Source organism: Pseudomonas sp. HN2-3, assembly GCF_020691745.1.
GTDB classification, from domain to species: domain Bacteria; phylum Pseudomonadota; class Gammaproteobacteria; order Pseudomonadales; family Pseudomonadaceae; genus Aquipseudomonas; species Aquipseudomonas capeferrum.
The window spans coordinates 1,173,374-1,198,796 of record NZ_CP085704.1 but is presented as its reverse complement, the minus strand read 5'-3'; the positions used below and the strand labels follow the sequence as shown (position 1 = coordinate 1,198,796).

The window sequence follows — 25,423 nt, the reverse complement described above, 5'->3', positions numbered from 1 at the left end:
TGCAGCTCACTGCACCTGCTGCGGTGTGTCCTCGCCCATGCAACGCACCGCACGCTTGCGGTCGTCGACCAGCACGCCGGTCAGGCCTTTCTGTTGGGTATCGAACAGCACCAGCACACCGTCCACGCACTGGGCCACCTGTGGCGCCGGGTCGAGCGAGACTTTGTAATCCTCGCCTGGCAGGGTCTTGAACATGGTGAAATCCTGCAGCAACAGGGCGTCTTCAGGCTTGGCGAAATGCAGGTAACCGTAGTACCAGAGGGCCCCCACCGTCACGATGATGCTGCCGACGCCGGTCAGGATCAGCGGGATGGCGTTGCGTTCTTCACTCATTGCTTGTTCTTCTCGTCAGGGTAATTGGGCACTTCGGCAAGCCGCCGCAGGCCGTTGAAATGACTCGGGTCGTCCAGAAAGCGCAGCATCACTTGGCGCCACACCGGGTCGGCGAAGGTCTGCACATGGCCGCCACGGGTCAGTTGCAGTACCCGCGGCGGTGGCGCGTGCTGGTACAGGCGGATGCCGTTGTCCATCGGCACCAGGTGGTCGTCGATACTGTGGAAGAACAGCTTCGGCGGGCCGTCCAGGCGCTCGACCGAACGGATCGCACTGTCACTGTCGGGCACCAGCCACGACAGCGGCACCTGCAACGGCCAGGTCATCCACGACGTACTCAGGGCAAACCGCCCGACCGCACGGTAGCTGGCCGGCACGCCATCGAACACCAGCGCGCTGAAGCGCTGGCGCTGTTCGGGGTGGGCCGCCAGGTAGTGGATGGCCATGGCGCCGCCCAGGCTCTGCCCCAGTAGCACCAGCGGCTTGCCCTTGACCTCGGGCGCCTGGTCCAGCCAGCCCATGGCCGCCGCAATGTCCTGGTAGACCTCCGGCAAACCCGGTTTGCCCTGAGACAGCCCATAACCCCGGTAGTCGACCATCAGTACCTGGTAACCCTGCTCCGGCAGCCAGTAGCTGCCCCCCAGATGGCCGGCCAGGTTGCCGCCGTTGCCATGCAGGTGCAACACCGTGCCCTTGACCTCGACACCGGCCTTGGCCGGCAGCCACCAGCCATGCAGGCGCAAACCGTCGGCGGTGGTCAGAGTAACGTCACGGTATTCCAGCTTGGCCCTTTCCGGCGTGAACGGTTGGCCCGGCTCGGGGTAGAACAACAGGCTGCTGCACCCGCTCAGGCCCAGCAGGAGCACACCGAGTACCAGCAGGCGGCAGCGCTCAGAGAATGTTCGCGTAGTCGGCTTCAATGCGATCCAGGCTCAGGTGGTTGAGGAAGTTGGAGAAGCACATCCAGGCCGACAGCGCGTTGAGGTCACGGAACTGTTCGGGCAAGTACTTGGGCGGTTCCACCAGCCCTTCCTCGACCAGTTGGCGCAGGGTGCGCATGTCTTCCAGGGTGGTCTTGCCACAGAACAGCAGCGGGATCTGCTCGAGCTTGCCCTTCTTCACGGCCAACTGAATGTAGTTGTAAACCATGATGAAGCCCTTGAGGTAGGACAAGTCCTTGGTGAATGGCAGCCCATTGGGCACCGAGCCGCGGAACACCCGGCTGGCGTTGCTGTAGCTCTGCGCCATTTCAAAGCCCTGGGCGCGGAAAAACTCGAATACCTGAAGGAAATCGGCGCCTTCCTCGACCATGTGGATGGCGCGCGTGCGGTTGGTGAGCTTGCGCAGGCGGCTGGGGTAAGAGGCGAAGGCAATCACCTCCATGAGAATCGCCAGCCCTTCCTGGGTCACCGTCGACGAGGGTGGCCCTTTGGCCAGGAAGGTGCAGATCGGCTGGTTGAGGCCGTTGAGCGTGGTGCCGACATGCACCAGTCCCTCATGCACCTCCAGCGCACGCACGTCGCGGCTGTTGAACATGGCGTCGGCGCGCACCTTGATGTAGTCGGCCCCTGCCGCTGCGTCGGCGACGATGCCGTCGGACTCGAACACACGGATAGTTTCTTCGGCCTCGCCGAACACCTTGTTCAGGCGGCGCTGGAGGATGTCCACGGCCTCCTTGGCGGTCAGGTTCTTCGGCTCGTCCTTGAGGTCACCACGGCCATCGATATTGTTCAGGTAGTCCGAAAGCATCAGGCCCAGGTCGGCCAGGGTCGGGTCACCAGCATGGAAGGCGTCGGAGGCGGCGCCGTAGAGCTCCTGCGAGATCAGCCCGAAGTCTTCGGTGCCACGCGCCTCGAGCATGCGCACCACCATGCGGTACTCCTTGCACATGCGCCGCATGATCTGCCCGACCGGGTTGAACTGGCCCAGCCGGCGGGTGATGTCGCGCTCGATGCTCTGGAATTCGGCCTTGACCGCACTGGAGTCGAACGACAACGGGCGCGACTGGTAATAGGCGCGGTCTACGGCAGGTGGCTCTTTGCCCTTGGCCTTGAGGAAGCCGTGGCGGATGTTGTCGTCCCACTTCACTGCATCGAGCACACGAATGGGGGTCTGCGCCGCGACGATGCGGTCGGACAGTGCACGGATGGTCTGTTGGTACTCGTCCACTGAGGACTCCTTGCTAGAGGGCACTACAGGCAACTACTTGCCGCTGCGCTGGAAGCGCGCCACCTCGACGAACAGGTCGGAGTTGGCCGGGTCGTCCAGATAGGCCAGCACCCGCGCCGATGGGCTGTCGATCAGCACGCCCTCACCATTGTCTTCCGGCACCTCGGTGCTGCGCCCAGTCAGTTCTTTCTTCTCGACAGCCTGCTGCACCTGCTCGACATCGAGGTTGTACACCACCAGTTCCTTGCCATCGATGACTTCGAAACCGCCAATCAGGAAATTACCGCCCAGGCGCTTGGGCACGCCGGCCGAGAGGTACCAGCGATTGCCGTGGCGCGACACGGTGAACACATACGCTTCGGGGGCCTTGCCCTTGGCCGTGGCCACGGCCTTGTAGGCATCGCCGCCACTACGGCTGATCGCAAGTTTCAGCGGCTCGCCCCAGGCGTCCTTGCTGCTCCATTTGCCGAGCAGAGCCTTGGGCGCGGCCTGGTTGCTCGGCAACGGCTCGTGAAAGGTCACCAGACAACCGCCTAGCAGCAGGAATGACAGAGTCAACAACACCACACGCCAGGCTTTCATCAGGTTCTCCTTGAAAATTCAGGTCTGTGCTCAGGCCGATGCCAACACCAGGTGCAGGTAACGGGTAAGCATAGCGAGCATCTGCCCATCGGCTTGCGCGTTCGCATCCTTGAGCAGGCCCTGATATTCCATCTGCTCGATAATCGCCGTCAACATCTGGGCGTCCTGTTCCGGTTGCCGCGACCCGACCACCTGCAGCAACTGTCGGGTACCGTGCAGAAGGATCTGCTCGTGGGCGCACACCAGTTCGGCCAGACGTGGGCACAGCAGCGCCTCCTGGCGGAACGCCTGCTCGGCCATGAGGAAGTCGCGGCGATTGAGCAACTGGCGGGACACATAGTCAGCGGTCATGCGCGCCACTTCGTCGGCCAGCCGCGCCCTCGCCTGCGGGCTGCCATCACCCTGGGCCAGCATCTGGCGCAGCACTACCTCAGTGTTGGCCCAGAGCTTGGCCATGTAGGCGGCGCTGCGCTCGACGTACTGGGCGAAGGTATCGGTGAGCAGGTCCTCGATGTCCTTGAAGTAATAGGTGGTGGCCGACAATGGCACACCCGCCTCGGCGGCCACCGCGCGGTGGCGCACACCACGTACACCATCGCGCACGACGATGCGCATGGCGGCGTCGAGGATCAGTTGGCGGCGCTGCTCGCTGCCTTGGCGGGCAGTCTTGCGGCCTTGGTATTGCACGCTTTCGGCGACGGCGGTGGCGATGCCGGCGGCGCCTTGCGGGGCGATTACGGGGGACACGGGGTTACCTCACGGACGGTGTGCTGGCTGCGACGGCCCTTGCGCAGGTTTACCCGCGAAAAAGCGCGCACTGACAACATAAAGCTTCAGGCACGAAAAAGCCGCCCCTAGAGGCGGCTTTCTCAGATCACTCAGGCCTGCGGACGCATATGTGGGAACAGGATCACATCGCGAATCGACGGCGAGTTGGTCAGCAGCATCACCAGGCGGTCGATGCCGATGCCTTCACCGGCGGTCGGCGGCATGCCGTACTCCAGGGCACGGACGAAGTCGGCATCGTAGTGCATGGCTTCGTCGTCACCGGCATCTTTCTCGGCCACCTGGGCCAGGAAGCGCTCGGCCTGGTCTTCGGCATCGTTGAGCTCGGAGTAGGCGTTGGCGATCTCGCGGCCACCGATGAACAGCTCGAAGCGGTCGGTCACGGCCGGGTTGTCGTCGTTGCGACGGGCCAGCGGCGAGACTTCGAACGGGTATTCGGTAATGAAGTGCGGCTGCTCCAGTTTGTGCTCGACCAGCTCTTCGAAAATCATCACCTGCAACTTGCCCAGGCCTTCATGGCCGAGCACCTTGGCACCGGCTTTCTTGGCGATGTCACGGGCCTTGTCGACGTCCTGCAGGTCGGCGGCGGTCAGCTCGGGGTTGTACTTGAGGATCGAGTCGAACACCGACAGGCGCACGAACGGCTCGCCAAAGTGGAACACCTTGTCGCCGTACGGTACGTCGGTGCTGCCCAGCACCAGCTGCGCCAGCTCGCGGAACAGTTCCTCGGTGAGGTCCATGTTGTCGTTGTAGTCGGCGTAGGCCTGGTAGAACTCGAGCATGGTGAACTCGGGGTTATGCCGGGTTGAAACGCCTTCGTTACGGAAGTTGCGATTGATCTCGAAGACTTTCTCGAAACCACCGACCACCAGGCGCTTGAGGTACAGCTCCGGCGCGATGCGCAGGAACATGGCCATGTCCAGGGCGTTGTGGTGGGTTTCGAACGGCTTGGCCGCGGCGCCGCCGGGGATGGTCTGCAACATCGGCGTTTCGACTTCGAGGAAGTCGCGCTCGATCAGGAACTTGCGAATGTGCGAGATCACCTGCGAGCGAACGCGGAAGGTGTGGCGGGTTTCTTCGTTGACCATCAGGTCGACGTAACGCTGACGGTAGCGCTGTTCGGTGTCGGTCAGGCCGTGGTGCTTGTCGGGCAGCGGACGCAGCGACTTGGTCAGCAGGCGCACGTTGGTCATCTCGACGTACAGGTCGCCCTTGCCGGAACGGGCCAGGGTGCCTTCGGCGCTGATGATGTCGCCCAGGTCCCAGGTCTTGACGGCGGCCAGGGTTTCTTCTGGCAGGGTCTTGCGGTTGACGTAGACCTGGATACGGCCGGTCATGTCCTGGATGACCATGAACGAGCCACGGTTGAGCATGATGCGCCCGGCAACCTTGACCGGAATCGCTGCAGCTTCCAGTTCTTCCTTGGTCTTGTCGGCGTACTGCTTCTGCAGGTCGTTGCAGTAGCTGTCGCGACGGAAGTCATTGGGGAAGGCATTGCCCTTGGCGCGCTCTGCGGCAAGTTTTTCCTTGCGCAGGGCGATCAGGGCGTTTTCTTCCTGTTGCAGGTCTTGCGGTGCGCTATTGAGGTCGCTCATGTGGTCACATCTTCCATCAGGGAATTCATTGCCCTCGCCCGCAGGCGAGGGTCTTCTCAGCAGGAGTGAAGCTTACAGGCCCTGTTTCAGGCTGGCTTCGAGGTATTCGTCGATGTCGCCGTCGAGCACCTTGTTGCAGTCGCTGCGCTCAACGTTGGTGCGCAGGTCCTTGATCCGCGACGCGTCGAGCACGTACGAGCGGATCTGGTGGCCCCAACCGATGTCCGACTTGCTGTCTTCCAGGGCTTGGGAAGCGGCGCTGCGCTTCTGCATTTCCAGCTCGTACAACTTGGCCCGCAGCATTTTCATGGCGGTGTCTTTGTTGGCGTGCTGGGAGCGTTCGTTCTGGCAGCTGACCACGGTGTTGGTCGGCACGTGGGTGATACGCACCGCCGAGTCAGTGGTGTTGACGTGCTGACCACCGGCACCGGAGGAGCGGTAGGTGTCGATGCGCAGGTCGGACGGGTTGATCTCGATCTCGACCTTGTCGTCGATTTCAGGCGATACGAACACGGCCGAGAACGAGGTGTGGCGACGAGCGCCGGAGTCGAACGGGCTCTTGCGCACCAGGCGGTGTACGCCGATTTCGGTACGCAGCCAGCCGAAGGCGTATTCGCCCTTGATGTGCACGGTAGCGCCCTTGATGCCGGCGACTTCACCTTCGGACAGTTCCATGATGGTGGCATCGAAGCCGCGCTTGTCCGCCCAGCGCAGGTACATGCGCAGCAGGATGTTGGCCCAGTCCTGGGCTTCGGTGCCGCCGGAACCGGCCTGGATGTCCAGGTAAGCGTTGTTCATGTCCATCTCGCCGCTGAACATGCGGCGGAATTCCAGCTGAGCGAGGGATTCTTCCAGGCGCTGCAGCTCGGCGACCACGTCGTCGACGGCGCCTTCGTCGTTCTCTTCGACGGCCATGTCCAGCAGGTCGCGGCAATCGCTCAGGCCACCGGCGAGTTCATCCAGTGTACCGACGATGGTTTTCAGCGACGCAAGCTCACGGCCCAGTTCCTGGGCGTACTCGGGCTTGTTCCAGACGCTGGGGTCTTCCAGCTCGCGGTTGACTTCGATCAGGCGGTCATGCTTGTGATCGTAGTCAAAGATACCCCCGAATGGACTGGGAACGCTCGGTGAGGTCCTTGATGGTGTTCAGGATCGGTTGGATTTCCATGGGGGGAGGCTCTCGTGCGAATTCGGTGAAAAGCCTGCGAGTATAACTGAGTCAGACGCGGGGCGGCAGACCCGCCGGGCGGTAGGTTTGGGGGATTTACGATGTGTTGGGCTATAGGCTTTCGGCGCCTGGGAGATCGAGCGCCGCGCGGGCGGCGCTCGATCTCGCCATCAGGCAATCCCCACCTGATTACGCCCGCTGTTCTTGGCCTGGTACAAGCCCTTGTCCGCCGCCGAAATCAGCTGCCGGCAATGCCCGCCAACCGCCGGCGTCTGCGTCGCCAGGCCAATGCTCACGGTCAACCGCGCATCAGCCGCTGGCGCCGTATGGGCAATACCCAACCCCACCACGGTCTGGCGCAATTTCTCGGCAATCAGCCGCGCGCCACCCGGGGATGTATTGGGCAGCACCAGGGCAAACTCCTCGCCCCCATAGCGCGCCGGCAGATCGGTCGGCCGCGAACACGAGCCGCGAATCGCTTCGGCCACCTGGCGCAACGCCTCGTCACCGGCCAGGTGGCCGAAGTTATCGTTGTAGGCCTTGAAGTAGTCGACGTCGATCATCAGCAACGACAGCTGCTGCTGCTCGCGCATGGCCCGGCGCCATTCCAGCTCCAGGTACTCGTCGAAATGGCGCCGGTTGGAAAGCCCGGTCAGGCCATCGGAATTCATCAGCCGCTGCAGCATCAGGTTGGAATCGAGCAACTGTTGCTGGCTCACACGCAGGGCGCGGTAGGCTTCGTCACGCTGGAGCAAAGTCAGGTAGGAGCGTGAGTGGTAGCGAATACGCGCCACCAGCTCGATGTTGTCTGGCAACTTGACCAGGTAGTCGTTGGCCCCCGCAGCAAACGCCGCGCTCTTGACCAGCGGGTCTTCCTTGGTCGACAGCACGATGATCGGGATATCCTGGGTAACCGGGTTGTTGCGGTACTCGCGCACCAGGGTCAGCCCATCCAGGCCCGGCATGATCAGGTCCTGCAGGATGACCGTCGGCTTGATGCGCATGGCCTGTGCCACGGCCTGGTGCGGGTCGGCGCAGAAGTGGAAGTCGATGTTGTCTTCGTGGGCCAGGCCACGACGCACCGCTTCGCCGATCATCGCCTGATCGTCGACCAACAGGACCATCGCCGAATTTTCGTTGGCGGTCGCGAAACCTTCGATCGGTAGATCATTCATCCCTATTCACCTGATCACTGCCGGCCAGGCGGCGTGATTCAATACATATCGTCATTTTGCAAAGAATTCCATCAAGCGCCCGGCTATTCGCTCCAGCGGGCGGATTTCCACCGCCGCGTCGATCGCTGCGGCGGCCTTGGGCATGCCGTACACGGCACTGCTGGCCTGGTCCTGGGCGATGGTCAGGAAACCTTGCTGGCGCATCAGTTTCAGGCCCTGGGCACCATCGCGGCCCATGCCCGTGAGTAGCACACCTACGGCATCGCCGCTCCAGTAGCGCGCCACACTTTCGAAGAACACATCGATCGAGGGCCGGTAGATTTCGTTGACCGGTTCGGCAGTGTAGGCCAGCTGGCCGTTTTTCAGCAGGCGGATATGGTGGTTGGTGCCCGCCAGCAACACCTGCCCCGGTTGCGGCGGCTCGCCCTCGCAGGCCAGGCGCACCGGCAGGCCTGCTGCGCTGCTGAGCCATTCGGCCATGCCGGCGGCAAACACCTGGTCGACATGCTGGACCAGCACGATGGCCGCCGGAAATGCAGGGGGCAAGCCCTTGAGCAGCACCTCCAGGGCAGCCGGGCCGCCCGCCGACGAGCCAATGGCTACCAGCCCCCGGCGCTGTGATGCTTCGCGCAAGGGCGTGGCAACCGGGCGCGCGGCCGGGCTGCGCTGCTGGCCGATCAGCCAACTGATGTTGAGGATCTTGCGCAGCAACGGCGCCGCCGCCTCTCGGGCATCGCCCGCCCCCAGGGCCGGGGTATCGACCACATCCAGGGCGCCATGGCCCATGGCCTCGAATACCCGGTGCATGTTCTGTTTGCGGTCGACCGTGACGATCACGATGGCACAGGGGGTTTCGCCCATGATCCGCCGCGTCGCCTCCACCCCATCCATCACCGGCATGATCAGGTCCATGAGGATCAGGTCAGGCAACTGCTCGGCGCAGCGCTGCACCGCCTCGGCGCCGTTGCCCGCCACCCAGATCACCTGGTGCGCAGGCTCGAAGGCCAGCGCCCGGCGTAACACCTCGACCGCCATGGGCATGTCATTGACGATGGCGATCTTCACCCCTGAGCACCTCCGATCAACTCCACCACAGCATCCAGCAATGCATCGTCGTGGAAACTGGCCTTTGCCAAATAGTAGTCGGCGCCAGCATCCAGGCCACGCCGTCGGTCTTCCTCACGGTCCTTGTACGACACCACCATCACCGGCAGCGATTGCAAGCGCTGGTCCCGGCGCACCAGGGTGACCAGCTCGATGCCATCCATGCGCGGCATGTCGATATCGGTGATCAACAAGTCGAAGTCGTCGCCGCGCAACGCGTTCCAGCCGTCCATGCCATCTACCGCCACCGCCACGTCGTAACCGCGGTTGCCCAGCAGCTTGCGCTGCAGCTCGCGCACGGTGAGCGAGTCGTCGACCACCAGAATGCGCTTGCGCGCTGCGCCACGGGCGCCACTGCTGCCGCGCTCGATGCGCTCCAGGCTGCCGGTACTGAGCAGTTTTTCCACCGAGCGCAGCAAGTCTTCGACGTCGATGATCAACACCACCGAGCCGTCGTCGAGCAAGGCACCGGAGGAGATGTCCTGGACCTTGCCCAGGCGCGGGTCGAGGGGCATCACCACCAGCACCCGCTCGCCGATCAAGCGTTCTACGGCAACCCCGTAGAGTTGCTCGCGCTCGCGGATCACCACCACCCGCAGGCTGCGCTCATCGTCCTGCCCTGCCGGGCGGTTGAGCAACTGGCTTGCCGCCACCAGGCCGATGTGTCGCCCTTCGTGCCAGAAATGCTGACGCCCTTCGATCTGCACGATCTGTTCGGCGGTCACCTCCAAGGTGCGTTCGATATGCGCCAGCGGGAAGGCATACGCTTCGCCGCCCACCTCCACCACCAGGCTGCGCACCACCGACAGGGTCAGCGGCACCTGCAGGTGGAAGCGGCAGCCCTGCCCCGCCAATTGCGTCAACTCGATCGAGCCGCGCAGCTCGCGGATCATGTGCTGCACGGCATCCAGGCCAACCCCGCGCCCCGACACCTCGGTCACGGTGTCGCGCAGGCTGAAACCGGGCAGGAACAGGAACGTCATCAGCTCCGCCTCGCTCATCCGGGCCACCGTGTCGGCCGGCGACATGGCACGCTCGACGATAGCGCTGCGCAGGCGCTCAAGGTCGATACCGGCGCCATCGTCGATCAGCTCTAGGCTGAGCATGCCGGCCTGGTGCGAGGCGCGCAGGCGAATCACGCCCTCCTGCGCCTTGCCTGCCAGCAGGCGCCGCTCGGGCAGTTCGATGCCGTGGTCGACCGCATTGCGCAGCAGGTGGGTCAGCGGTGCTTCGAGTTTTTCCAGCACATCGCGGTCGACCTGGGTCTTTTCGCCTTCGATGACCAGGCGCACCGGCTTGCCCAGGGAGCGCCCAAGGTCACGGACCATGCGGCTCTGCCCGGCCAGTACGTCAGCGAAAGGCCGCATCCGGCAGGCCAGGGCGGTGTCATAGAGCAATTGTGCGCGCTGGCTGGCCTGCCAGCCGAATTCGTCAAGGTCGGCGGCCTGCTGCTGCAAAATCTGCTGGGTTTCGGCCAACAGGCGCTGGGTCTGGGCCAGGGCTTCGAGCACTTCGCTGCTCTGGCCACTGTCTTCCAGTTGCATGCGCAAGCCATCGAGGGCCTGCATGCCTTGGCCATGCATGCGCTTGAGGCGCTGCAAGGTGGCCAGGTAAGGCTTGAGCCGCTGGGTTTCCACCAGCGACTTGCTGGACAGGTCGAGCAAGCTGTTGAGGCGGTCGGCGGTGACCCGCAGCACCCGCTCTGCGCCTTCGCCAGCGCGTTTGCCAGCCTTGCGCCGTGGCACGGGTTCAAGCTCGAATTCCGCCTCCATGGGCTCCGCCAAGGGCTCGATGGGCGTTGCTCGTACAGACACTGCCGGCAGGGCCGCTGGCATATGCGCTGGCGCGGCGCCTGGGTCCAGCAAGCTGGCCATCTGTGCGAGAAACACCGGCAGCGTCGCTTGCGCGGCGGTGTCGCCTGGCGTGGCGATGCGCATCAACAGGTCGGTACCCTGCAGCAGCGCATCGATATGCTCGGCACCCAGCCGCAAGCGGCCTTCCTGGGCAGCCACCAGGCAATCTTCCATTACATGGGCAACGCTGACGCCAGCGTCTACCCCGACAATGCGCGCGGCCCCCTTCAGGGAGTGGGCCGCGCGCATGCAGGCTTCCAGCTGGTCGGCCTGGGTGGGGTTGCGCTCCAGGGCCATCAGGCCGGCGCTGAGTACCTGGGTCTGCGCCTCGGCCTCCAGGCTGAACAGCTCGAGCAACGATGCGTCGCGCATTTGCTCTGGGGTCATGACAGGCTCCGCTGCACGGCAGACAGTAATTGTTGTTCGTCCAGCACGCGCACGCTGCGGCCACGCCACTGCAGCACCGCTGCGGTGAAGCGCGTGGTGTCCTGGCCGCTGTCCAGCAACGCCGGGTCAAGCCGATGAATGCCGTCGATCTCTTCGACTGCCATCACCACCGGCCCACCTTCGGCGGCCAGGATCAGCATGCGCGGCATCTCGCGGCCGCTGCGCTGTTGCCCGGCAGTCGCTTGCACCCCCAGCAGGTCAGCCAGCGAAAGGCACGGCACCAACGCGCCCCGCACGTTGGCGACGCCTTGCAATACCCGCGAACGCTGGTGCGGTAGCGAGTGCACCGCCTGCAAGGGCGCGATCTCTGCCAGGCAGGCGGTCGCCAGGGCCAGCCATTCTTCGCCGAGCCTGAACAACAGCAGGGAGTGGCCGACAGATTGCTCGGCGGCTTGCGCCGCAACGGCCTGGTCATCCTGCAGCAGGGCGTAACGGTCGAGCAGGCGCGTGGCGGCAGCGGCATAGACGTCGCAGTTGCGGCAATGGATGTGCTGCTCCAGCAGCGGGCACTGTTTGTCACCGTGCACGCCGATGCGGTTCCAGCAGTCGTCGATGCGCTCGTCGGCCTGGGCAAGCAGTTGCATCGCGGATTCCCCCCTCATCGTTCAGACTCCCGACCGACCCGTGCGGCACGCGCCTGCAAACGCTGCGCGCCGGCCAGGTCGCCTTGGGCCGCGAGCAACGCCGCCAGGTGTACCAGGGCCTCGGGGTGCTGCGGTTCGAGGTACAGGGCCTTGCGATAATGGGTAAGCGCTTGGCCGGCATCGCCTTCGGTATCGCTGAGCAACCCCAGCCAGTAGTAAACCTGCGCGGTCGGCGCGAACTGGCTCAAGTAACGCTGGCAAGCGGCGCGCGCCTGCGCACTGGCACCGGCGTTGGCATGCCGGGCAATGCTGGCCAGCAGTTCGGCCTCGCTCTCGCCCTTGCTGTCGTGCGGCAGTGGCGCCTTGGCAGCGGCCACAAGGGGCCGCAACGGCCGCGTCAGTGACGGGGTCGGCGGCGGGTACACGGGCATGGCCAAAGGCGGCAGCGTGCGCCTGGCGGGTGGCGCGCTCGCCGTGGCGACCGGCGCACTGTCGCCCTCCTGGCGCACGTAGGCGAACGACTGCGCAATGCCCAACGGGCGCATCCCCAGCCGCGCCAGCAAGCTGCCTTCGGCAGGCCCGATGAACAGCACGCCCTGCGCGTGAGTCAGGCGCTTGAGCACCTCGAACACGCGCTGCTGCGTGGGCACGTCGAAATAGATCAACAGGTTGCGGCAGAACACAAAATCGTACAGGCCATCGCGGCTGGCCAGTGCCGGATCCAGCACATTGCCTACCTGCAGGCTGACCTGCTGGCGCACCCGGCCTTGCAAGCGGTGGCCGTCATCGAGCGCATCGAAAAAGCGCTCGCGAAAACCCAGGTCGCTGCCGCGAAAGGCATTGCGCCCGTAAACCGCCTGTTCGCCCTTGGCCACCGAAATGGGGCTGATATCGATGCCGTCGATCATGAACGAGCCAGGGCTCATGCCGCCATCCAGCAGCGCCATGGCCAGTGAATAGGGTTCTTCGCCGGTCGAGCACGGCAGACTGAGCAGCCGCACCGGGCGTGCGCCGGCCAGCTGGGCCAGGCGTCTATGGGCAAGCCCGACCAGGGCCGTGAACGATTCGGGGTATCGGAAGAACCAGGTCTCGGGGACGATGACCGCCTCGATCAATGCCTGTTGCTCGTCCGCCGATTGCTGCAGGCGCAGCCAGTAATCGTCCAGGTCTGCCGCGTTCACGGCAACGCAGCGCTGGCGCAAGGCGCGCTCGACCATGGACGCCCCCACCGACTCCACATCCAGGCCGATACGTTCGCGCAGGTAGCGGAAGAAACGCTGTTCAGTCATGTCGGCACTCCTTGCCCTGGTGCACCGCTGTGATCGGCAAACACCAGCTCGCGCACGGCGTCCGTCAGCAGGTCATCGACTTCGATGAGTTGCAACAGGCCCAGGTGGTCCTGGCGCACCGGGCCCAGGTAGGGGGCGTCGGCATTGTCCAGGCCATACGGCTGGAATTCTTCGCGGCGGCAGCGCAAGGTTTCGGTCGCCTGCTCAAGGATCAGCCCGAGTTGCAGGTTGCCCCGGTAACGCACCAGCACCAGACGCGTGCTGGTACGTTGCGCTGCTGCCTGGCCAAAGCTCAGCGCCGACAGGTCGACCACCGGCACCAGCGCGCCGCGGTGCGCGAGAATACCTGCGACCCACGCCGGCGCCTGGGCGATCGGCTTCAGCGGCCGACGCGGCAGCACCTCGACCACCTCGTGCACGTCCAGGGCAAAGCGCTGATCAGCGATACGAAACAGCAGGTACAACGTGCCCTTGGCGTCGCTCGCCCGAGCAGCGTGGGGTTGCAAGTCGTTCATCGCCGTCAGACTTTGAAGCGCGACACGCCGCCGCGCAGGCCTGCGGCCACCTGGCTGAGCTCGTCAATGGCAAAACTGGCCTGGCGCAGCGACTCGACCGTCTGGGTACTGGCATCGCTGAGCTGGGCCAGTGCCTGGTTGATCTGCTCGGCGCCGGTGGCCTGGGCCTGCATGCCTTCGTTGACCATCAACACACGCGGCGCCAGGGCCTGCACCTGATGGATGATCTGGCTGAGCTGCTCGCCCACCTGCTGGACCTCGAACATGCCGCGGCGCACTTCTTCGGAAAACTTGTCCATGCCCATCACCCCGGCCGAGACAGCCGACTGGATCTCGCGCACCATCTGCTCGATGTCGTAGGTGGCCACGGCAGTCTGGTCGGCCAGGCGGCGCACTTCAGTGGCCACCACGGCGAAGCCACGACCGTACTCGCCGGCTTTTTCAGCCTCGATGGCGGCATTGAGCGACAACAGGTTGGTCTGGTCGGCCACCTTGACGATGGTCACCACCATCTGGGTGATATTGCTGGCCTTCTCATTGAGGATGCCGAGCTTGGCATTGACCAGGTCGGCGGCGCCCATCACCTGGTGCATGGTCTCTTCCATGCGGGCCAAGCCTTGCTGGCCGGAGCCGGCCAGGCTCGAAGCCTGATCGGCGGCAGAGGTGACCTCGGTCATGGTGCGTACCAGGTCACGCGAGGTGGCGGCGATTTCCCGCGAGGTGGCGCCGATTTCAGTAGTGGTCGCGGCGGTCTCGGTCGCGGTGGCCTGCTGCTGCTTGGAGGTGGCGGCGATCTCGGTCACCGAGGTGGTCACCTGCACCGATGAACGCTGGGCCTGGGACACCAGGTTGGCCAGCGCCTCGGCCATTTCGTTGAAACCGCTTTCGATCGCGCCGAACTCGTCCTTGCGGTCCAGGCTCAGGCGCATGCTCAGGTCACCCGAGCGCAGCCGGTCGAGGGCGTGGACGATGCGCTGCATGGGCGCACTGATGGCGCGCATCAGCAGCAGCCCGCAGATGCCGGCGGCAACGATTGCCAGCAGCAGCGAAATCATCATGCTGCCCTTGGCCGTGCTTACGGCGCTGACGATGTCGTGGGTAGCGGCTTCGGCCGAGGCCCGGTTGTTCTCGATCACATCGTTCAGGTGCTGGCGGCCATCGACCCAGGTCGGGGTGAGCACCTCGTTGATCAGCCGTTCGGCTTCGACATAATTGCGCTGGCGGTAGGTGTCCAGCACCTGGCCGACGATCTTGATGTAGTTTTCTTCCAGCTGCACGAAGCTATCGAAACGCATCTGGTCGTCGCGGTCCTGAATGGTCTCCTGGTAGCTGGCCATATGTTGCTTGAGGCGATCCTCGAAGCTCTTGAACAGCTCCAGGTCCGCCGACGTGATTTCGCGATGGTTGGACAAACCCACCAGCTGCTGGCTGGTGACGTAGCTGTCGACCCAGGCACTGCGAATCATCGAGCTGTAGTAGACCCCGGGGATGCTGTCGGTGCCCACTGCCTGCTCGGCACTTTCGATCGCCACCAACCGCGAGTAGGCGGCGACGATCATCAGCAGCATGATGGCGATGATCACGGCGAAACTTGCCAGGATCCGTTGGCGCAACGTCCAGTTCTTCACATTCAGCCCTCAGGAATTCACAACGAGCGGGGAAAATCGCCGAAGTATAGCCCAGGCATCCTACGCTTTTGCGGCTGAAATGCGGGGTATTCAGGCATCCTTGCCTGATGGACAAGCCAAGCCGTGTGCTATTGGCCTGCGCCAAGCCGTACCTGGTTCTCCAGTTCCTGGCGCAAGGCTGGGTCCAGGCGCAACTGGCGGGCCAGTTCGTCCAGGTAGGCACGTTCCATGAAATGCTCCTGGTCGACCATCATGACGCTGGCCAGGTACATCTCGGCGGCCATTTCCGGCGTTTGCGCGGCACGCGCCACCTCGGCCGGGTCCAGCGGTTTGTTCAGCTCGGCGTGCAGCCATTGCTGCAGTTCACCGTCCGTGTCCAGGCGGGTGAATTCGCCTTCGATCAAGGCCCGCTCGCGCTCGTCGATATGGCCATCGGACTTGGCCGCTGCCACCAGCGCCCGCAGCACCGCCTGGCTGTGCTGCTCGGCCTGAGCCGGCGGCAGGCGGTCGAGGGTCTGCGGCTCGGGCGCTTGACCTGCCCCCTGCTGGCGCGCCTGCCAGTTGCCATAGGCCTTGTAGGCCAACACCCCGAGTGCAGCGAGGCCACCGTACGTCAGGGCCTTGCCGCCGTATTTGCGGGCCTTCTTGTTACCCAGCAACAGGCCCAGCGCCCCTGCCCCCAAAGCGCCGCCGCCGACACCGGACAACAGGCTGCCGAGGCCGCCGGCGCCCGCGCCTGGCTTGCCTGAGCCCGCTTTGCCGGCCTGGCCGTCGAGCAGTTGCTGGCCAGACTTGAGCAGTTGATCGAGCAGTCCGCGGGTGTTCATTGAAGTGCCTCCAGACGTTGCAAAAGGACAGCCAGATTAAGCCTTGCCCGAGCGATCGCCACGGGGGGATTTGCTTCCGGATGTTGCATTGGCCAGCAAAAAGCCAACTAGACTCGATATCGCCAATACCTCGCACAATCGCACTACGCTTATAACAAGCGTTTCACGGCTTGCTTGATGACTGCCCCGACCAAGATCTCCAATAAGAGGGAACACCATGTCAGCGCACAACACCGCATTGCTCAGCGCCCTGACCGGCGCGTTGCTGGCCAGCGCCAGCCTGCAGGCCGCCGAACCGCTCAAGGCGCTGGGGGCCGGCGAGGGGCGCCTGGATATCGTCGCCTGGCCCGGTTACATCGAGCGCGGTGAAAGCGACAAGGCCTACGATTGGGTCACCGGCTTTGAAAAGGAAACCGGCTGCAAGGTCAGCGTCAAGACGGCCGCCACCTCTGATGAAATGGTCAGCCTGATGACCAAGGGCGGCTACGACCTGGTCACGGCCTCGGGCGATGCGTCGCTGCGGCTGATCGCCGGCAAGCGGGTGCAACCGATCAACACTGCGCTGATCCCCAACTGGAAGAACATCGACCCGCGCCTGCAAAACGGTGGCTGGTACGTGGTCGACAAGCAAGCCTACGGCACCCCATACCAGTGGGGGCCGAATGTGCTGCTGTACAGCACGCAGGTGTTCAAGCAGGCGCCAACCAGCTGGGGGGTGGTTTTCGAGCCACAGGACCTGCCCGATGGCAAGCCGAACAAAGGCCGTGTGCAAGCCTACGACGGGCCGATCTACATCGCCGATGCGGCGCTGTACCTGAAGTCGGCCAATCCGGAACTGGGTATCCAGGACCCCTACGAACTGAACGAGACCCAGTACAAGGCCGTGCTCGAACTGTTGCGCCAGCAACAGCCGCTGATCCACCGCTACTGGCATGACGCCACGGTGCAGATGAGCGATGTGAAGAACGAAGGCGTGGCCGCCTCCAGCTCCTGGGGCTACATGGTCAACGGCCTGAAAGCAGAGAACCAGCCGGTGGCCTCTACCATACCCAAGGAGGGCGCCACGGGCTGGGCCGACACCACCATGTTGCACAGCGAGGCCAAACACCCCAACTGCGCCTACAAGTGGATGGACTGGTCATTGCAACCGAAGGTGCAGGGTGATGTGGCCGCCTGGTTCGGCTCATTGCCAGCGGTGCCGGCGGCCTGCACCGGCAGCGAACTGCTGGGCGCCGAAGGCTGCAAGACCAATGGTTTCGACAACTTCGACAAGATCGCCTTCTGGAAGACGCCGCAGGCGCAGGGCGGCAAGTTCGTGCCTTATAGCCGCTGGACGCAGGACTACATCGCGATCATGGGCGGGCGCTGAGGTCGATTGAGCCTGTACCGGCCTATTCGCGCTGCAGCCCCGCGAAAGATCCGGTACAGGCAACACAGCAACAACTGAGTACCGGCCATGCCCCTAGCAGTCCAGTTCACCCAGGTTTCCCGCACCTTCGGCGAGGTCAAGGCCGTCGATCAGGTCAGCATCGACATCATGGATGGCGAGTTCTTCTCCATGCTCGGCCCCTCCGGGTCGGGCAAGACCACCTGCCTGCGCCTGATCGCAGGCTTCGAGCAACCCGACAACGGTTCGATTCGCATCCATGGCGTGGAAGCCGCCGGGGTGCCGCCCTACCAACGCGACGTCAATACTGTGTTCCAGGACTATGCGCTGTTCCCGCACATGAACGTGCGCGACAACATCGCCTATGGCCTCAAGGTCAAAGGCGTGGCCAAGGCCGAACGGCATGCCCGCGCCGACGAGGCCCTGGCGATGGTGGCGCTGGCCGGTTACGGTGCGCGCAAACCGGCGCAGCTGTCCGGCGGCCAGCGCCAGCGCGTCGCCCTCGCCCGCGCCCTGGTCAACCGCCCACGGGTGCTGCTGCTCGACGAACCGCTGGGGGCGCTGGACTTGAAGCTGCGCGAACAGATGCAGGGCGAACTGAAAAAGCTGCAGCGCCAGCTGGGCATCACCTTCATCTTCGTCACCCACGACCAGACCGAAGCCCTGTCGATGTCCGACCGCGTGGCGGTGTTCAACCGCGGCCGCATCGAACAGGTCGACACCCCGCGCAACCTGTACATGCAGCCGGCTACTACCTTCGTCGCCGAATTCGTCGGCACCTCGAATGTGGTGCGTGGCGAGCTGGCCGAGCAGCTCAACGGCAGCCCTGCGCCGTTTTCCATCCGCCCCGAGCATATCCGCCTGGGTGAACAGGCCGCCGACAGCCATGAGGTGCAGGTCAGCGGCCTGCTGCACGATGTGCAGTACCAGGGCAGCGCCACCCGCTTCGAACTGCAGTTGGACAGCGGCCAGCTGTTGACGGTGAGCCAGGCCAACGACCGCTGGCAGGCCCACGCGCAAACCTGGCAGGCCGGCCAGCGGGTGCAGGCGCGCTGGCCCCGTGAAGCGATGACGGCACTGCTGGAAACCGTGCTCGACGAGGGCCGCTGAGATGAACGCGCGCCTTGCCAACCCAGGCCCGTTGCGCCGCTTTGCCAACCTGCTGTACCGGCGGCCCAACCTCTACCTGACGCTGCTGCTGATCCCGCCGTTGACCTGGTTCGGGGCGATCTACCTGGGCTCGTTGCTGAACCTGCTGTGGCAAGGCTTCTATACCTTCGACGACTTCACCATGGCGGTGACCCCGGACCTGACCCTGGGCAACTTCGCTGCGCTGTTCAACCCGTCGAACTTCGACATCATCCTGCGCACCCTGGGCATGGCCGTGGCGGTGTCGCTGGCCAGCGCGGTACTGGCCTTCCCCATTGCCTATTACATGGCGCGCTACACCAGCGGCAAAACCAAGGCATTCTTCTACATCGCTGTGATGATGCCGATGTGGGCCAGCTACATCGTCAAGACCTATGCCTGGACCCTGCTGCTGGCCAAGGGCGGCGTGGCCCAGTGGTTCGTCCAGTTGCTGCACCTGGATGGCCTGCTGCAGGCGCTGTTGACGGTGCCGGGCATTGGCGGCAGCACCCTGTCGACATCACACCTGGGGCGTTTCATGGTGTTCGTGTACATCTGGCTGCCGTTCATGATCCTGCCGATCCAGGCCTCGCTGGAGCGCCTGCCGCCGTCGTTGCTGCAGGCCTCGGCAGACCTGGGGGCAAGGCCCGGGCAAACCTTCTGGCAGGTGACCCTGCCGCTGTCGATCCCCGGTATTGCCGCAGGCTCGATCTTCACCTTCTCGCTGACCCTGGGCGACTTCATCGTGCCGCAGCTGGTCGGCCCGCCCGGCTACTTCATCGGCAGCATGGTCTACGCCCAGCAAGGGGCGATCGGCAACATGCCGATGGCCGCCGCGTTCACCCTGGTGCCCATCGTGCTGATTGCGCTGTACCTCTCCCTCGTCAAGCGCCTGGGGGCATTCGATGCACTCTGAACATGCATCAATGGGTCTGCGCCTGGCGGCCTGGGGCGGGTTGCTGTTCCTGCACTTCCCGATCCTGATCATCGTCCTCTACGCCTTCAACACCGAAGACGCAGCGTTCAGCTTCCCACCCAAGGGGTTCACCCTGAAGTGGTTCACCGTGGCCTTCGCTCGCCCCGACGTGCTCGAAGCCATCAAGCTGTCGCTGCAGGTCGCCTGCCTGGCCACGTTGATCGCCCTGGTGCTCGGCACCCTGGCCTCGGCAGCGCTGTACCGGCGCAGTTTTTTTGGCAAGGAAGGTATTTCGCTGATGCTGATCCTGCCGATTGCCCTGCCTGGCATCATCACCGGTATCGCCCTGCTCTCGGCGTTCAAGCGTCTGGGCATCGAGCCTGGCCTGTTCACCATCGTGGTCGGCCACGCCACCTTCTGTGTAGTGATCGTCTACAACAACGTCATCGCCCGCCTGCGGCGGACCTCGCAAAGCTTGATCGAGGCCTCGATGGACCTTGGCGCAGACGGCTGGCAAACCTTCCGCTACATCATCCTGCCCAACCTCGGCTCGGCGCTGCTGGCAGGCGGCATGCTGGCCTTCGCGTTGTCGTTCGACGAAATCATCGTTACCACCTTCACCGCCGGGCACGAACGCACGCTGCCGATCTGGTTGCTCAACCAGCTCAGCCGCCCACGCGACGTGCCGGTGACCAACGTGGTCGCCATGCTGGTGATGCTGGTGACCATGCTGCCGATACTTGGCGCCTATTACCTGACCCGCAGCGGCGAAAGCGTGGCGGGCAGCGGCAAATGACCCTGGAGGAGTCCCTCATGCAAACGCACATGCTGATCAACGGTCGCCTGGTAGCTGGCGACGGGCCGGCCTGGACCGTGCTCAACCCCGCCCTGGGCAGCGCCCTGGCGCAGATCAACGAGGCCACCGAGGCCCAGGTCGACAGCGCCGTGCGTGCCGCCGACCTGGCCTTCGACAGCTGGTCCCAGGCCAGCCCCAAAGACCGTTCCCTGGCCCTGCTGGCGCTGGCTGACACCATCGAGCAGCATGGCGAAGAACTGGCCCGGCTCGAATCGCAGAATTGCGGCAAGCCTTTCAGCGCGGCACTGAATGACGAAATACCGGCGATCGCCGATGTCTTCCGTTTTTTTGCCGGCGCAGCGCGCTGCCTGGGCGGCTCGGCGGCCGGTGAATACCTGCCGGGGCACACATCGATGATCCGCCGCGACCCGCTGGGCGTGGTCGCCTCGATCGCGCCGTGGAACTACCCGCTGATGATGCTGGCCTGGAAGGTCGCACCGGCACTGGCCGCCGGTAACACGGTGGTGATCAAACCGTCCGAACTGACGCCGCTGACCGCGCTGCGCCTGGGCGAACTGGCCCAGGGCCTGCTGCCGCCCGGCGTGCTCAACATTCTCTTCGGCCGCGGCCAGACAGTCGGCACGCCACTGGTTACCCACCCGAAAGTGCGCATGGTGTCACTGACCGGCTCGATCCCTACCGGCGCGCACATCATCAGCGCCACGGCCGACAGCGTGAAGCGCATGCACATGGAGCTGGGCGGCAAAGCGCCGGTGCTGGTGTTCGACGATGCCGACATCGACGCCGCCATCGACGGTATCCGCACGTTCGGCTTCTACAACGCCGGCCAGGACTGCACTGCAGCCTGCCGCCTGTATGTGCAGGACGGTATCTACGAGCAGTTCGTGCAGCGCCTGGGCGACGCCGTCGCAAGCCTCAAGCACGGTTTGCAGGATGCCGAGGACACCGAGCTGGGGCCACTGATCAGCGCGCAACACCGCGACAAGGTTGCCGGGCTGGTGCAGCGTGCCATTGCCCAGCCACATATCCGCCTGGTGACCGGCGGCAAGGCGATTGACGGCGACGGCTTCTTTTTCGAGCCGACCGTACTGGCCGATGCCCTGCAGGATGACGAGATCGTGCGCAACGAAGTGTTCGGCCCAGTGGTGTCGGTGACCCGCTTTACCGACGAGGCCCAAGCGCTGGAATGGGCCAATGACTCCAACTATGGCCTGGCATCATCGGTGTGGACCGGCGACACCGGCCGCGCTCATCGCCTGGCGGCGCGGCTGCAGTATGGCTGCACGTGGGTGAATACCCATTTCATGCTGGTCAGCGAAATGCCCCATGGCGGGCAGAAGCATTCGGGTTATGGGAAGGATATGTCGGTGTATGGGCTGGAGGACTACACCTGCGTGCGGCATGTGATGATCAAGCATTGAGACCACTGCGGCGTTAGCAGGAGCCTGTGGGAGAGGGCTTGCTCCGCGAAGCAAGCACCGCGAAGGATGGCACGGGCTTCGCCCGTGTTCGCGGGGCAAGCCCGCTCCCACGGGGGTCATTATCAGTCCCGTAAATCCGACTCATGGATCGGGTTGGCCCGGCTGGTAGCCCGTTGATACTGCGCCGGCCAGGTGGCCTTGTTGCCCCCCAGGTCATCATCGGCATGCAGCGGCCAATAGGGGTCACGCAACAATTCGCGCGCCAGGAAGATGACATCGGCCTGCCCGGTGCGCAGGATGTGCTCGGCCTGCGCCGGTTCGGTGATCATGCCCACCGTGCCAGTGGCAATCTCCGACTCCTTGCGCACACGCTCGGCAAAGCGGGTCTGGTAGCCAGGCCCCGTGGGGATCTCGGCGTTGACCGACGTGCCGCCGGAGGAGACATCGATCAGGTCCACCCCCAGCGCCCGCAGACGACGGGCCAGCTCTACGGTTTCGTCCGGGTTCCAGCCGTCTTCGACCCAGTCGGTCGCTGATACCCGCACGAACACGGGCAGCTCGGCAGGCCAGACGTCCCTCACCGCCTGGGTGACTTCGAGGGTCAGGCGGATACGGTTTTCAAAGCAACTGCCATAGTCGTCACGCCGCTGGTTGCTCAGCGGCGAGAGAAACTGATGCAGCAGGTAGCCATGCGCCGCATGCACCTCGACCACCTTGAACCCCGCTGTCAGGGCGCGCCGGGCGGCGTCGGCGAACGCCTGCACGATGCCGGCGATCTCCCCTGTCGACAGCTCGTGAGGCACAGCATGTTCAGGGTCGAAGGCGATCTTCGACGGCCCGACCGGCTGCCAGCCGCCCTCTTCGACCTTTACGCTGCCATGCTTGCCCAACCAGGGCCGGTGGGTGCTGGCCTTGCGCCCGGCGTGGGCCAGTTGCAGGCCTGGCACGGCGCCCTGGGCGGTGATGAAGCGGGTGATGCGCTGCAGCGGGGCAATCTGCTCGTCATTCCACAGGCCGAGGTCTTCGGCGGTGATACGTCCGTCAGGGGTAACCGCTGTAGCTTCGGCAATGATCAGGCCGGCGCCACCGACGGCGCGGCTGCCCAGGTGGACAAGATGCCAGTCGTTGGCCAGGCCATCGACGGCGGAATACTGGCACATCGGCGAGACCGCGATGCGGTTGGGCAGCGTCAGCTGACGCAGGGTGTAAGGCTCGAGCAGCAAGCTCATGAGGGCACCTCCCAAGGACTCCAATGGTGATCCGGCCCGGGCACTCAATTACACGTCCGTGGCCCGGGTCCGGTCTATGTTCAGACTAGACCAGATTGGGTGGGGGGGAGGTTCCGTGGGATTTGCTGTGAGGTGACTGAGGCATGGCTTTGGAGGGCAAGCACCTTGCCGTCAACGCGGCTCCATGTGGGCAATCATCAGTTGCACACTTTCATTGCCACGAAACTCGTTCACATCCAGCTTGTACGCCAGCTCCACCCAGCGCACCGTCGGGTTCGGCCACACCTCGCGGTCGACGCCGAAGGCAATGCCATCCAGCCGCACCGAACCGCACTCGCTCTTGAGCACCACCTTCAGGTGCCGCTCACCCACCACACGCTGCTCGACCAGCTGGAACACACCATGGAACAGGGGCTCCGGGAAGTGCTGCCCCCAGGGCCCGGCATGGCGCAAAGCCTTGGCCAGGTCGAGGTGGAATTCCTCCACCGCCAGGCTGCCATCTGACAGTAACCGGCCAGTCAGGTCCTCTTCGCACAGCTGGCGCCGCACTTCTTCGTCGAACGCCTCGGCAAAGGCCGGGAAGTTGCCCTCAGGCAGCGACAACCCCGCCGCCATGGCATGGCCGCCGAACTTGCTGATCAGTTGCGGATGACGCGCCGCGACCGCATCCAGCGCATCGCGAATATGAAAACCGGGTACCGAGCGCGCCGAACCCTTGAGCATGCCGTCGCCAGCATCGGCAAAGGCGATGGTCGGCCGGTGATAGCGCTCCTTCAGGCGCGAAGCGAGAATCCCGATCACGCCCTGGTGCCAGTCGGCATCGAACAGGCACAGGCCATACGGCATGAACTCGACCGGCAAATCCTTCAGTTGGGCCAGCGCCTCACGCTGCATGCCTTGCTCGATGGACTTGCGGTCCTGGTTGAGGTCGTCCAGCTGCTGGGCCATGTCCTGGGCCAAGGCCGCGTCTTCGCACAGCAGGCACTCGATGCCCAGGCTCATGTCGTCCAGGCGCCCGGCCGCGTTCAAACGCGGGCCAAGGATGAACCCCAGGTCAGTCGAAGTGATGCGCCGGTGGTCACGGCGGGCCACTTCCAGAATCGCCTTGAGCCCCGGCCGTGCGCGGCCGGCACGAATGCGCTCGAGGCCCTGGTGCACCAGAATGCGGTTGTTGGCGTCCAGCGGCACCACGTCGGCGACACTGCCCAGCGCCACCAGGTCGAGCAGCTCGCCGATGTTCGGCTGTGCTTGGTTCTGGTAGCGCCCCAGGCTGCGCAGGCGTGCGCGCAAGGCCATGAGCACATAGAAGATTACCCCGACCCCGGCCAACGACTTGCTCGGGAAGTCGCAGCCCGGCTGGTTCGGGTTGATGATCGCATCGGCGTCGGGCAACTGCTCGCCCGGCAAGTGGTGATCGGTGACCAGCACCTTGAGCCCCGCTGCCTTGGCTGCCGCCACGCCGTCGACACTGGAGATACCGTTGTCGACAGTGATCAGCAATTGCGGTTGGCGCTGCAGCGCGACCTCAACGATCTCCGGGGTCAGGCCATAGCCGAATTCGAAGCGGTTGGGCACCAGGTAGTCGACGTGGGCCGCGCCCAGCAAGCGCAGGCCCAGCACACCCACGGTACTGGCGGTGGCGCCGTCGGCATCGAAGTCGCCAACGATGAGGATGCGCTGGCGCTGGTCGAGCGCTTCGACCAGCAGGTCTACCCCCGCCTCGATGCCTTTGAGCTGCTGGTACGGCAGCAGCCGCGCCAGGCTCTTGTCCAGCTCGGCCTCGCTCTGCACGCCGCGGGCGGCATACAGGCGGGTCAGCAAGGGTGGCAGGTTACCCAGAAATGGCAGGGTCGACGGCAGGGGGCGAGGTTCGATACGCATAAGGGCTTCGGCTCAGCCGCGCTCGCCAAGCAGCCACTGCAGCTGCACTTCGTGCTGGCCACGGTCATCGGTGACGAACACTGTGCCTTCGCTGATCATTACGTCCCACTTGATGCTGCGCGGCATGTCGGTGGCCAGGGTCTCCAGCACCTCTTGCGGCACAGCGGCAATGTTCAGGTTCTTCAGGTTCTTGACCGCAGGCACCACTTTGGTCTCCCACACTCGCAGGCTACCGTAGGCCAGCAGGCTGGTGCGCTCGGTGCGGCGGGAACACCAGGTCAGGCGGTCCGCGTCCGGCTGGCCGACTTCGATCCAGTGCAAAACGCGATCGTCCAGGCTCTTTTCCCACAATGCCGGCTCATCGACATCCGACAGGCCGCGACCAAACGACAGCTGCTCGTTGTACCAGAGCGCATAAGCCAGCAGACGCACCGCCATACGCTCTTCGGTTTCCGACGGGTGACGAGCAATGGTCTGCTTGACGCTTTCGTACACGCTGCGATCGAGGTCGGTCAGATTCAGTTCGAATTTGTAGGTGGTGGACGGCTGGGCCATGGTCGACGGGCTTCTTGCGCAAAGAAAAGTGACA

General features: G+C 64.4%; 23 protein-coding genes. 5 read left to right on the top strand and 18 right to left on the bottom strand.

The features are described from left to right. Nucleotides 1–6: 6 nt before the first annotated feature. The 15 genes from LJX93_RS05430 to LJX93_RS05360 all read right to left on the bottom strand — a co-directional run bounded on the left by LJX93_RS05430 (nucleotide 7) and on the right by LJX93_RS05360 (nucleotide 16,055). Entirely contained in the window at nucleotides 7–333 is a 327-nt protein-coding gene (locus tag LJX93_RS05430; protein WP_227696818.1) for a hypothetical protein, read from the bottom strand. After that, nucleotides 330–1,253 carry an alpha/beta hydrolase gene (locus tag LJX93_RS05425; protein ID WP_047581562.1) on the bottom strand — a complete coding sequence of 308 codons (924 nt, stop codon included), beginning with the start codon at nucleotides 1,251–1,253 and terminating at the stop codon, nucleotides 330–332. Before LJX93_RS05425 ends, LJX93_RS05430 begins: the two co-directional genes overlap by 4 nt. Then, on the bottom strand, nucleotides 1,225–2,502 hold the full coding sequence (locus LJX93_RS05420; protein ID WP_033700922.1) for a flavohemoglobin expression-modulating QEGLA motif protein: 1,278 nt from the start codon (nucleotides 2,500–2,502) through the stop codon (nucleotides 1,225–1,227). Before LJX93_RS05420 ends, LJX93_RS05425 begins: the two co-directional genes overlap by 29 nt. Before the next feature lie 33 nt (nucleotides 2,503–2,535). Then, nucleotides 2,536–3,084, bottom strand: coding sequence for a lipoprotein (locus tag LJX93_RS05415; protein ID WP_033700924.1), 549 nt, complete (start codon nucleotides 3,082–3,084; stop codon nucleotides 2,536–2,538). 30 nt (nucleotides 3,085–3,114) lie between these two features. Continuing rightward, nucleotides 3,115–3,819 (bottom strand): TetR/AcrR family transcriptional regulator, encoded by a 705-nt coding sequence (locus LJX93_RS05410; protein WP_095064155.1) that lies wholly within the window; start codon nucleotides 3,817–3,819, stop codon nucleotides 3,115–3,117. Nucleotides 3,820–3,962: 143 nt separating this feature from the next. Further along, a complete protein-coding gene (lysS, locus tag LJX93_RS05405) occupies nucleotides 3,963–5,465 on the bottom strand; it encodes a lysine--tRNA ligase (protein WP_033700926.1) in 1,503 nt (500 codons plus the stop codon). A gap of 72 nt (nucleotides 5,466–5,537) precedes the next feature. Next, nucleotides 5,538–6,633, bottom strand: a protein-coding gene (gene prfB / locus LJX93_RS05400; protein ID WP_143500723.1) for a peptide chain release factor 2 whose coding sequence is annotated in 2 segments (ribosomal slippage) — nucleotides 5,538–6,560 and nucleotides 6,562–6,633 — 1,095 coding nt in all. Because the reading frame shifts where the segments join, the coding sequence is not laid out codon by codon here. Between the two features lie 170 nt (nucleotides 6,634–6,803). Continuing rightward, the gene (gene wspR, locus LJX93_RS05395; protein WP_033700928.1) at nucleotides 6,804–7,808 is read right to left on the bottom strand and encodes a Wsp signal transduction system regulator diguanylate cyclase WspR; all 1,005 of its coding nucleotides are present in this window, start codon (nucleotides 7,806–7,808) and stop codon (nucleotides 6,804–6,806) included. A 51-nt stretch (nucleotides 7,809–7,859) separates the two neighbouring features. After that, on the bottom strand, nucleotides 7,860–8,873 hold the full coding sequence (gene wspF / locus LJX93_RS05390; RefSeq protein ID WP_227696817.1) for a Wsp signal transduction system protein-glutamate methylesterase WspF: 1,014 nt from the start codon (nucleotides 8,871–8,873) through the stop codon (nucleotides 7,860–7,862). Next, entirely contained in the window at nucleotides 8,870–11,152 is a 2,283-nt protein-coding gene (locus LJX93_RS05385; RefSeq protein ID WP_047581551.1) for a hybrid sensor histidine kinase/response regulator, read from the bottom strand. Before LJX93_RS05385 ends, wspF begins: the two co-directional genes overlap by 4 nt. Beyond that, the gene (locus LJX93_RS05380; protein ID WP_033700932.1) at nucleotides 11,149–11,814 is read right to left on the bottom strand and encodes a chemotaxis protein CheW; all 666 of its coding nucleotides are present in this window, start codon (nucleotides 11,812–11,814) and stop codon (nucleotides 11,149–11,151) included. Before LJX93_RS05380 ends, LJX93_RS05385 begins: the two co-directional genes overlap by 4 nt. Further along, nucleotides 11,811–13,085, bottom strand: a complete 1,275-nt coding sequence (locus LJX93_RS05375; RefSeq protein WP_033700933.1) for a CheR family methyltransferase — start codon at nucleotides 13,083–13,085, stop codon at nucleotides 11,811–11,813. Before LJX93_RS05375 ends, LJX93_RS05380 begins: the two co-directional genes overlap by 4 nt. Continuing rightward, nucleotides 13,082–13,600: a chemotaxis protein CheW gene (locus LJX93_RS05370; protein WP_047581546.1), complete on the bottom strand. Its 519-nt coding sequence runs from the start codon at nucleotides 13,598–13,600 to the stop codon at nucleotides 13,082–13,084. Before LJX93_RS05370 ends, LJX93_RS05375 begins: the two co-directional genes overlap by 4 nt. Before the next feature lie 5 nt (nucleotides 13,601–13,605). Beyond that, nucleotides 13,606–15,228, bottom strand: a complete 1,623-nt coding sequence (locus LJX93_RS05365; RefSeq protein ID WP_033700935.1) for a methyl-accepting chemotaxis protein — start codon at nucleotides 15,226–15,228, stop codon at nucleotides 13,606–13,608. A gap of 128 nt (nucleotides 15,229–15,356) precedes the next feature. After that, nucleotides 15,357–16,055: a tellurite resistance TerB family protein gene (locus LJX93_RS05360; protein ID WP_033700936.1), complete on the bottom strand. Its 699-nt coding sequence runs from the start codon at nucleotides 16,053–16,055 to the stop codon at nucleotides 15,357–15,359. Nucleotides 16,056–16,272: 217 nt separating this feature from the next. Between LJX93_RS05360 and ydcS the strand changes: the two genes are divergently transcribed. The 5 genes from ydcS to LJX93_RS05335 all read left to right on the top strand — a co-directional run bounded on the left by ydcS (nucleotide 16,273) and on the right by LJX93_RS05335 (nucleotide 21,724). After that, nucleotides 16,273–17,424 (top strand): putative ABC transporter substrate-binding protein YdcS, encoded by a 1,152-nt coding sequence (gene ydcS, locus LJX93_RS05355; protein WP_227696816.1) that lies wholly within the window; start codon nucleotides 16,273–16,275, stop codon nucleotides 17,422–17,424. A gap of 87 nt (nucleotides 17,425–17,511) precedes the next feature. Next, nucleotides 17,512–18,552, top strand: a complete 1,041-nt coding sequence (locus LJX93_RS05350) for an ABC transporter ATP-binding protein (RefSeq protein WP_033700938.1) — start codon at nucleotides 17,512–17,514, stop codon at nucleotides 18,550–18,552. A 1-nt stretch (nucleotide 18,553) separates the two neighbouring features. Further along, nucleotides 18,554–19,486: an ABC transporter permease gene (locus tag LJX93_RS05345; RefSeq protein WP_047581542.1), complete on the top strand. Its 933-nt coding sequence runs from the start codon at nucleotides 18,554–18,556 to the stop codon at nucleotides 19,484–19,486. After that, nucleotides 19,476–20,282 carry an ABC transporter permease gene (locus tag LJX93_RS05340; RefSeq protein WP_227696815.1) on the top strand — a complete coding sequence of 269 codons (807 nt, stop codon included), beginning with the start codon at nucleotides 19,476–19,478 and terminating at the stop codon, nucleotides 20,280–20,282. Before LJX93_RS05345 ends, LJX93_RS05340 begins: the two co-directional genes overlap by 11 nt. Before the next feature lie 17 nt (nucleotides 20,283–20,299). Further along, the gene (locus LJX93_RS05335) at nucleotides 20,300–21,724 is read left to right on the top strand and encodes a gamma-aminobutyraldehyde dehydrogenase (protein ID WP_047581539.1); all 1,425 of its coding nucleotides are present in this window, start codon (nucleotides 20,300–20,302) and stop codon (nucleotides 21,722–21,724) included. 122 nt (nucleotides 21,725–21,846) lie between these two features. Here LJX93_RS05335 and LJX93_RS05330 read toward each other — a convergent pair whose 3' ends face one another. The 3 genes from LJX93_RS05330 to LJX93_RS05320 form a co-directional block, all read right to left on the bottom strand. Beyond that, nucleotides 21,847–22,953, bottom strand: coding sequence for an NADH:flavin oxidoreductase/NADH oxidase (locus LJX93_RS05330; protein WP_047581537.1), 1,107 nt, complete (start codon nucleotides 22,951–22,953; stop codon nucleotides 21,847–21,849). Nucleotides 22,954–23,124: 171 nt separating this feature from the next. Next, nucleotides 23,125–24,834, bottom strand: coding sequence for a single-stranded-DNA-specific exonuclease RecJ (gene recJ / locus LJX93_RS05325; protein ID WP_227696814.1), 1,710 nt, complete (start codon nucleotides 24,832–24,834; stop codon nucleotides 23,125–23,127). 12 nt (nucleotides 24,835–24,846) lie between these two features. Beyond that, a complete protein-coding gene (locus LJX93_RS05320; protein WP_033700946.1) occupies nucleotides 24,847–25,389 on the bottom strand; it encodes a YaeQ family protein in 543 nt (180 codons plus the stop codon). Nucleotides 25,390–25,423: the final 34 nt, after the last annotated feature.

Excerpts from the sequence above, each read along its gene's own strand:
- LJX93_RS05430 (WP_227696818.1), bottom strand. The coding sequence starts at position 333 with ATGAGTGAAGAACGCAACGCCATCCCGCTGATCCTGACCGGCGTCGGC.
- LJX93_RS05415 (WP_033700924.1), bottom strand. The coding sequence starts at position 3,084 with ATGAAAGCCTGGCGTGTGGTGTTGTTGACTCTGTCATTCCTGCTGCTA.
- lysS (WP_033700926.1), bottom strand. The coding sequence starts at position 5,465 with ATGAGCGACCTCAATAGCGCACCGCAAGACCTGCAACAGGAAGAAAAC.
- wspR (WP_033700928.1), bottom strand. The coding sequence starts at position 7,808 with ATGAATGATCTACCGATCGAAGGTTTCGCGACCGCCAACGAAAATTCG.
- LJX93_RS05385 (WP_047581551.1), bottom strand. The coding sequence starts at position 11,152 with ATGACCCCAGAGCAAATGCGCGACGCATCGTTGCTCGAGCTGTTCAGC.
- LJX93_RS05380 (WP_033700932.1), bottom strand. The coding sequence starts at position 11,814 with ATGAGGGGGGAATCCGCGATGCAACTGCTTGCCCAGGCCGACGAGCGC.
- LJX93_RS05375 (WP_033700933.1), bottom strand. The coding sequence starts at position 13,085 with ATGACTGAACAGCGTTTCTTCCGCTACCTGCGCGAACGTATCGGCCTG.
- LJX93_RS05370 (WP_047581546.1), bottom strand. The coding sequence starts at position 13,600 with ATGAACGACTTGCAACCCCACGCTGCTCGGGCGAGCGACGCCAAGGGC.
- LJX93_RS05360 (WP_033700936.1), bottom strand. The coding sequence starts at position 16,055 with ATGAACACCCGCGGACTGCTCGATCAACTGCTCAAGTCTGGCCAGCAA.
- ydcS (WP_227696816.1), top strand. The coding sequence starts at position 16,273 with ATGTCAGCGCACAACACCGCATTGCTCAGCGCCCTGACCGGCGCGTTG.
- LJX93_RS05350 (WP_033700938.1), top strand. The coding sequence starts at position 17,512 with ATGCCCCTAGCAGTCCAGTTCACCCAGGTTTCCCGCACCTTCGGCGAG.
- LJX93_RS05345 (WP_047581542.1), top strand. The coding sequence starts at position 18,554 with ATGAACGCGCGCCTTGCCAACCCAGGCCCGTTGCGCCGCTTTGCCAAC.
- LJX93_RS05340 (WP_227696815.1), top strand. The coding sequence starts at position 19,476 with ATGCACTCTGAACATGCATCAATGGGTCTGCGCCTGGCGGCCTGGGGC.
- LJX93_RS05335 (WP_047581539.1), top strand. The coding sequence starts at position 20,300 with ATGCAAACGCACATGCTGATCAACGGTCGCCTGGTAGCTGGCGACGGG.
- LJX93_RS05330 (WP_047581537.1), bottom strand. The coding sequence starts at position 22,953 with ATGAGCTTGCTGCTCGAGCCTTACACCCTGCGTCAGCTGACGCTGCCC.
- recJ (WP_227696814.1), bottom strand. The coding sequence starts at position 24,834 with ATGCGTATCGAACCTCGCCCCCTGCCGTCGACCCTGCCATTTCTGGGT.
- LJX93_RS05320 (WP_033700946.1), bottom strand. The coding sequence starts at position 25,389 with ATGGCCCAGCCGTCCACCACCTACAAATTCGAACTGAATCTGACCGAC.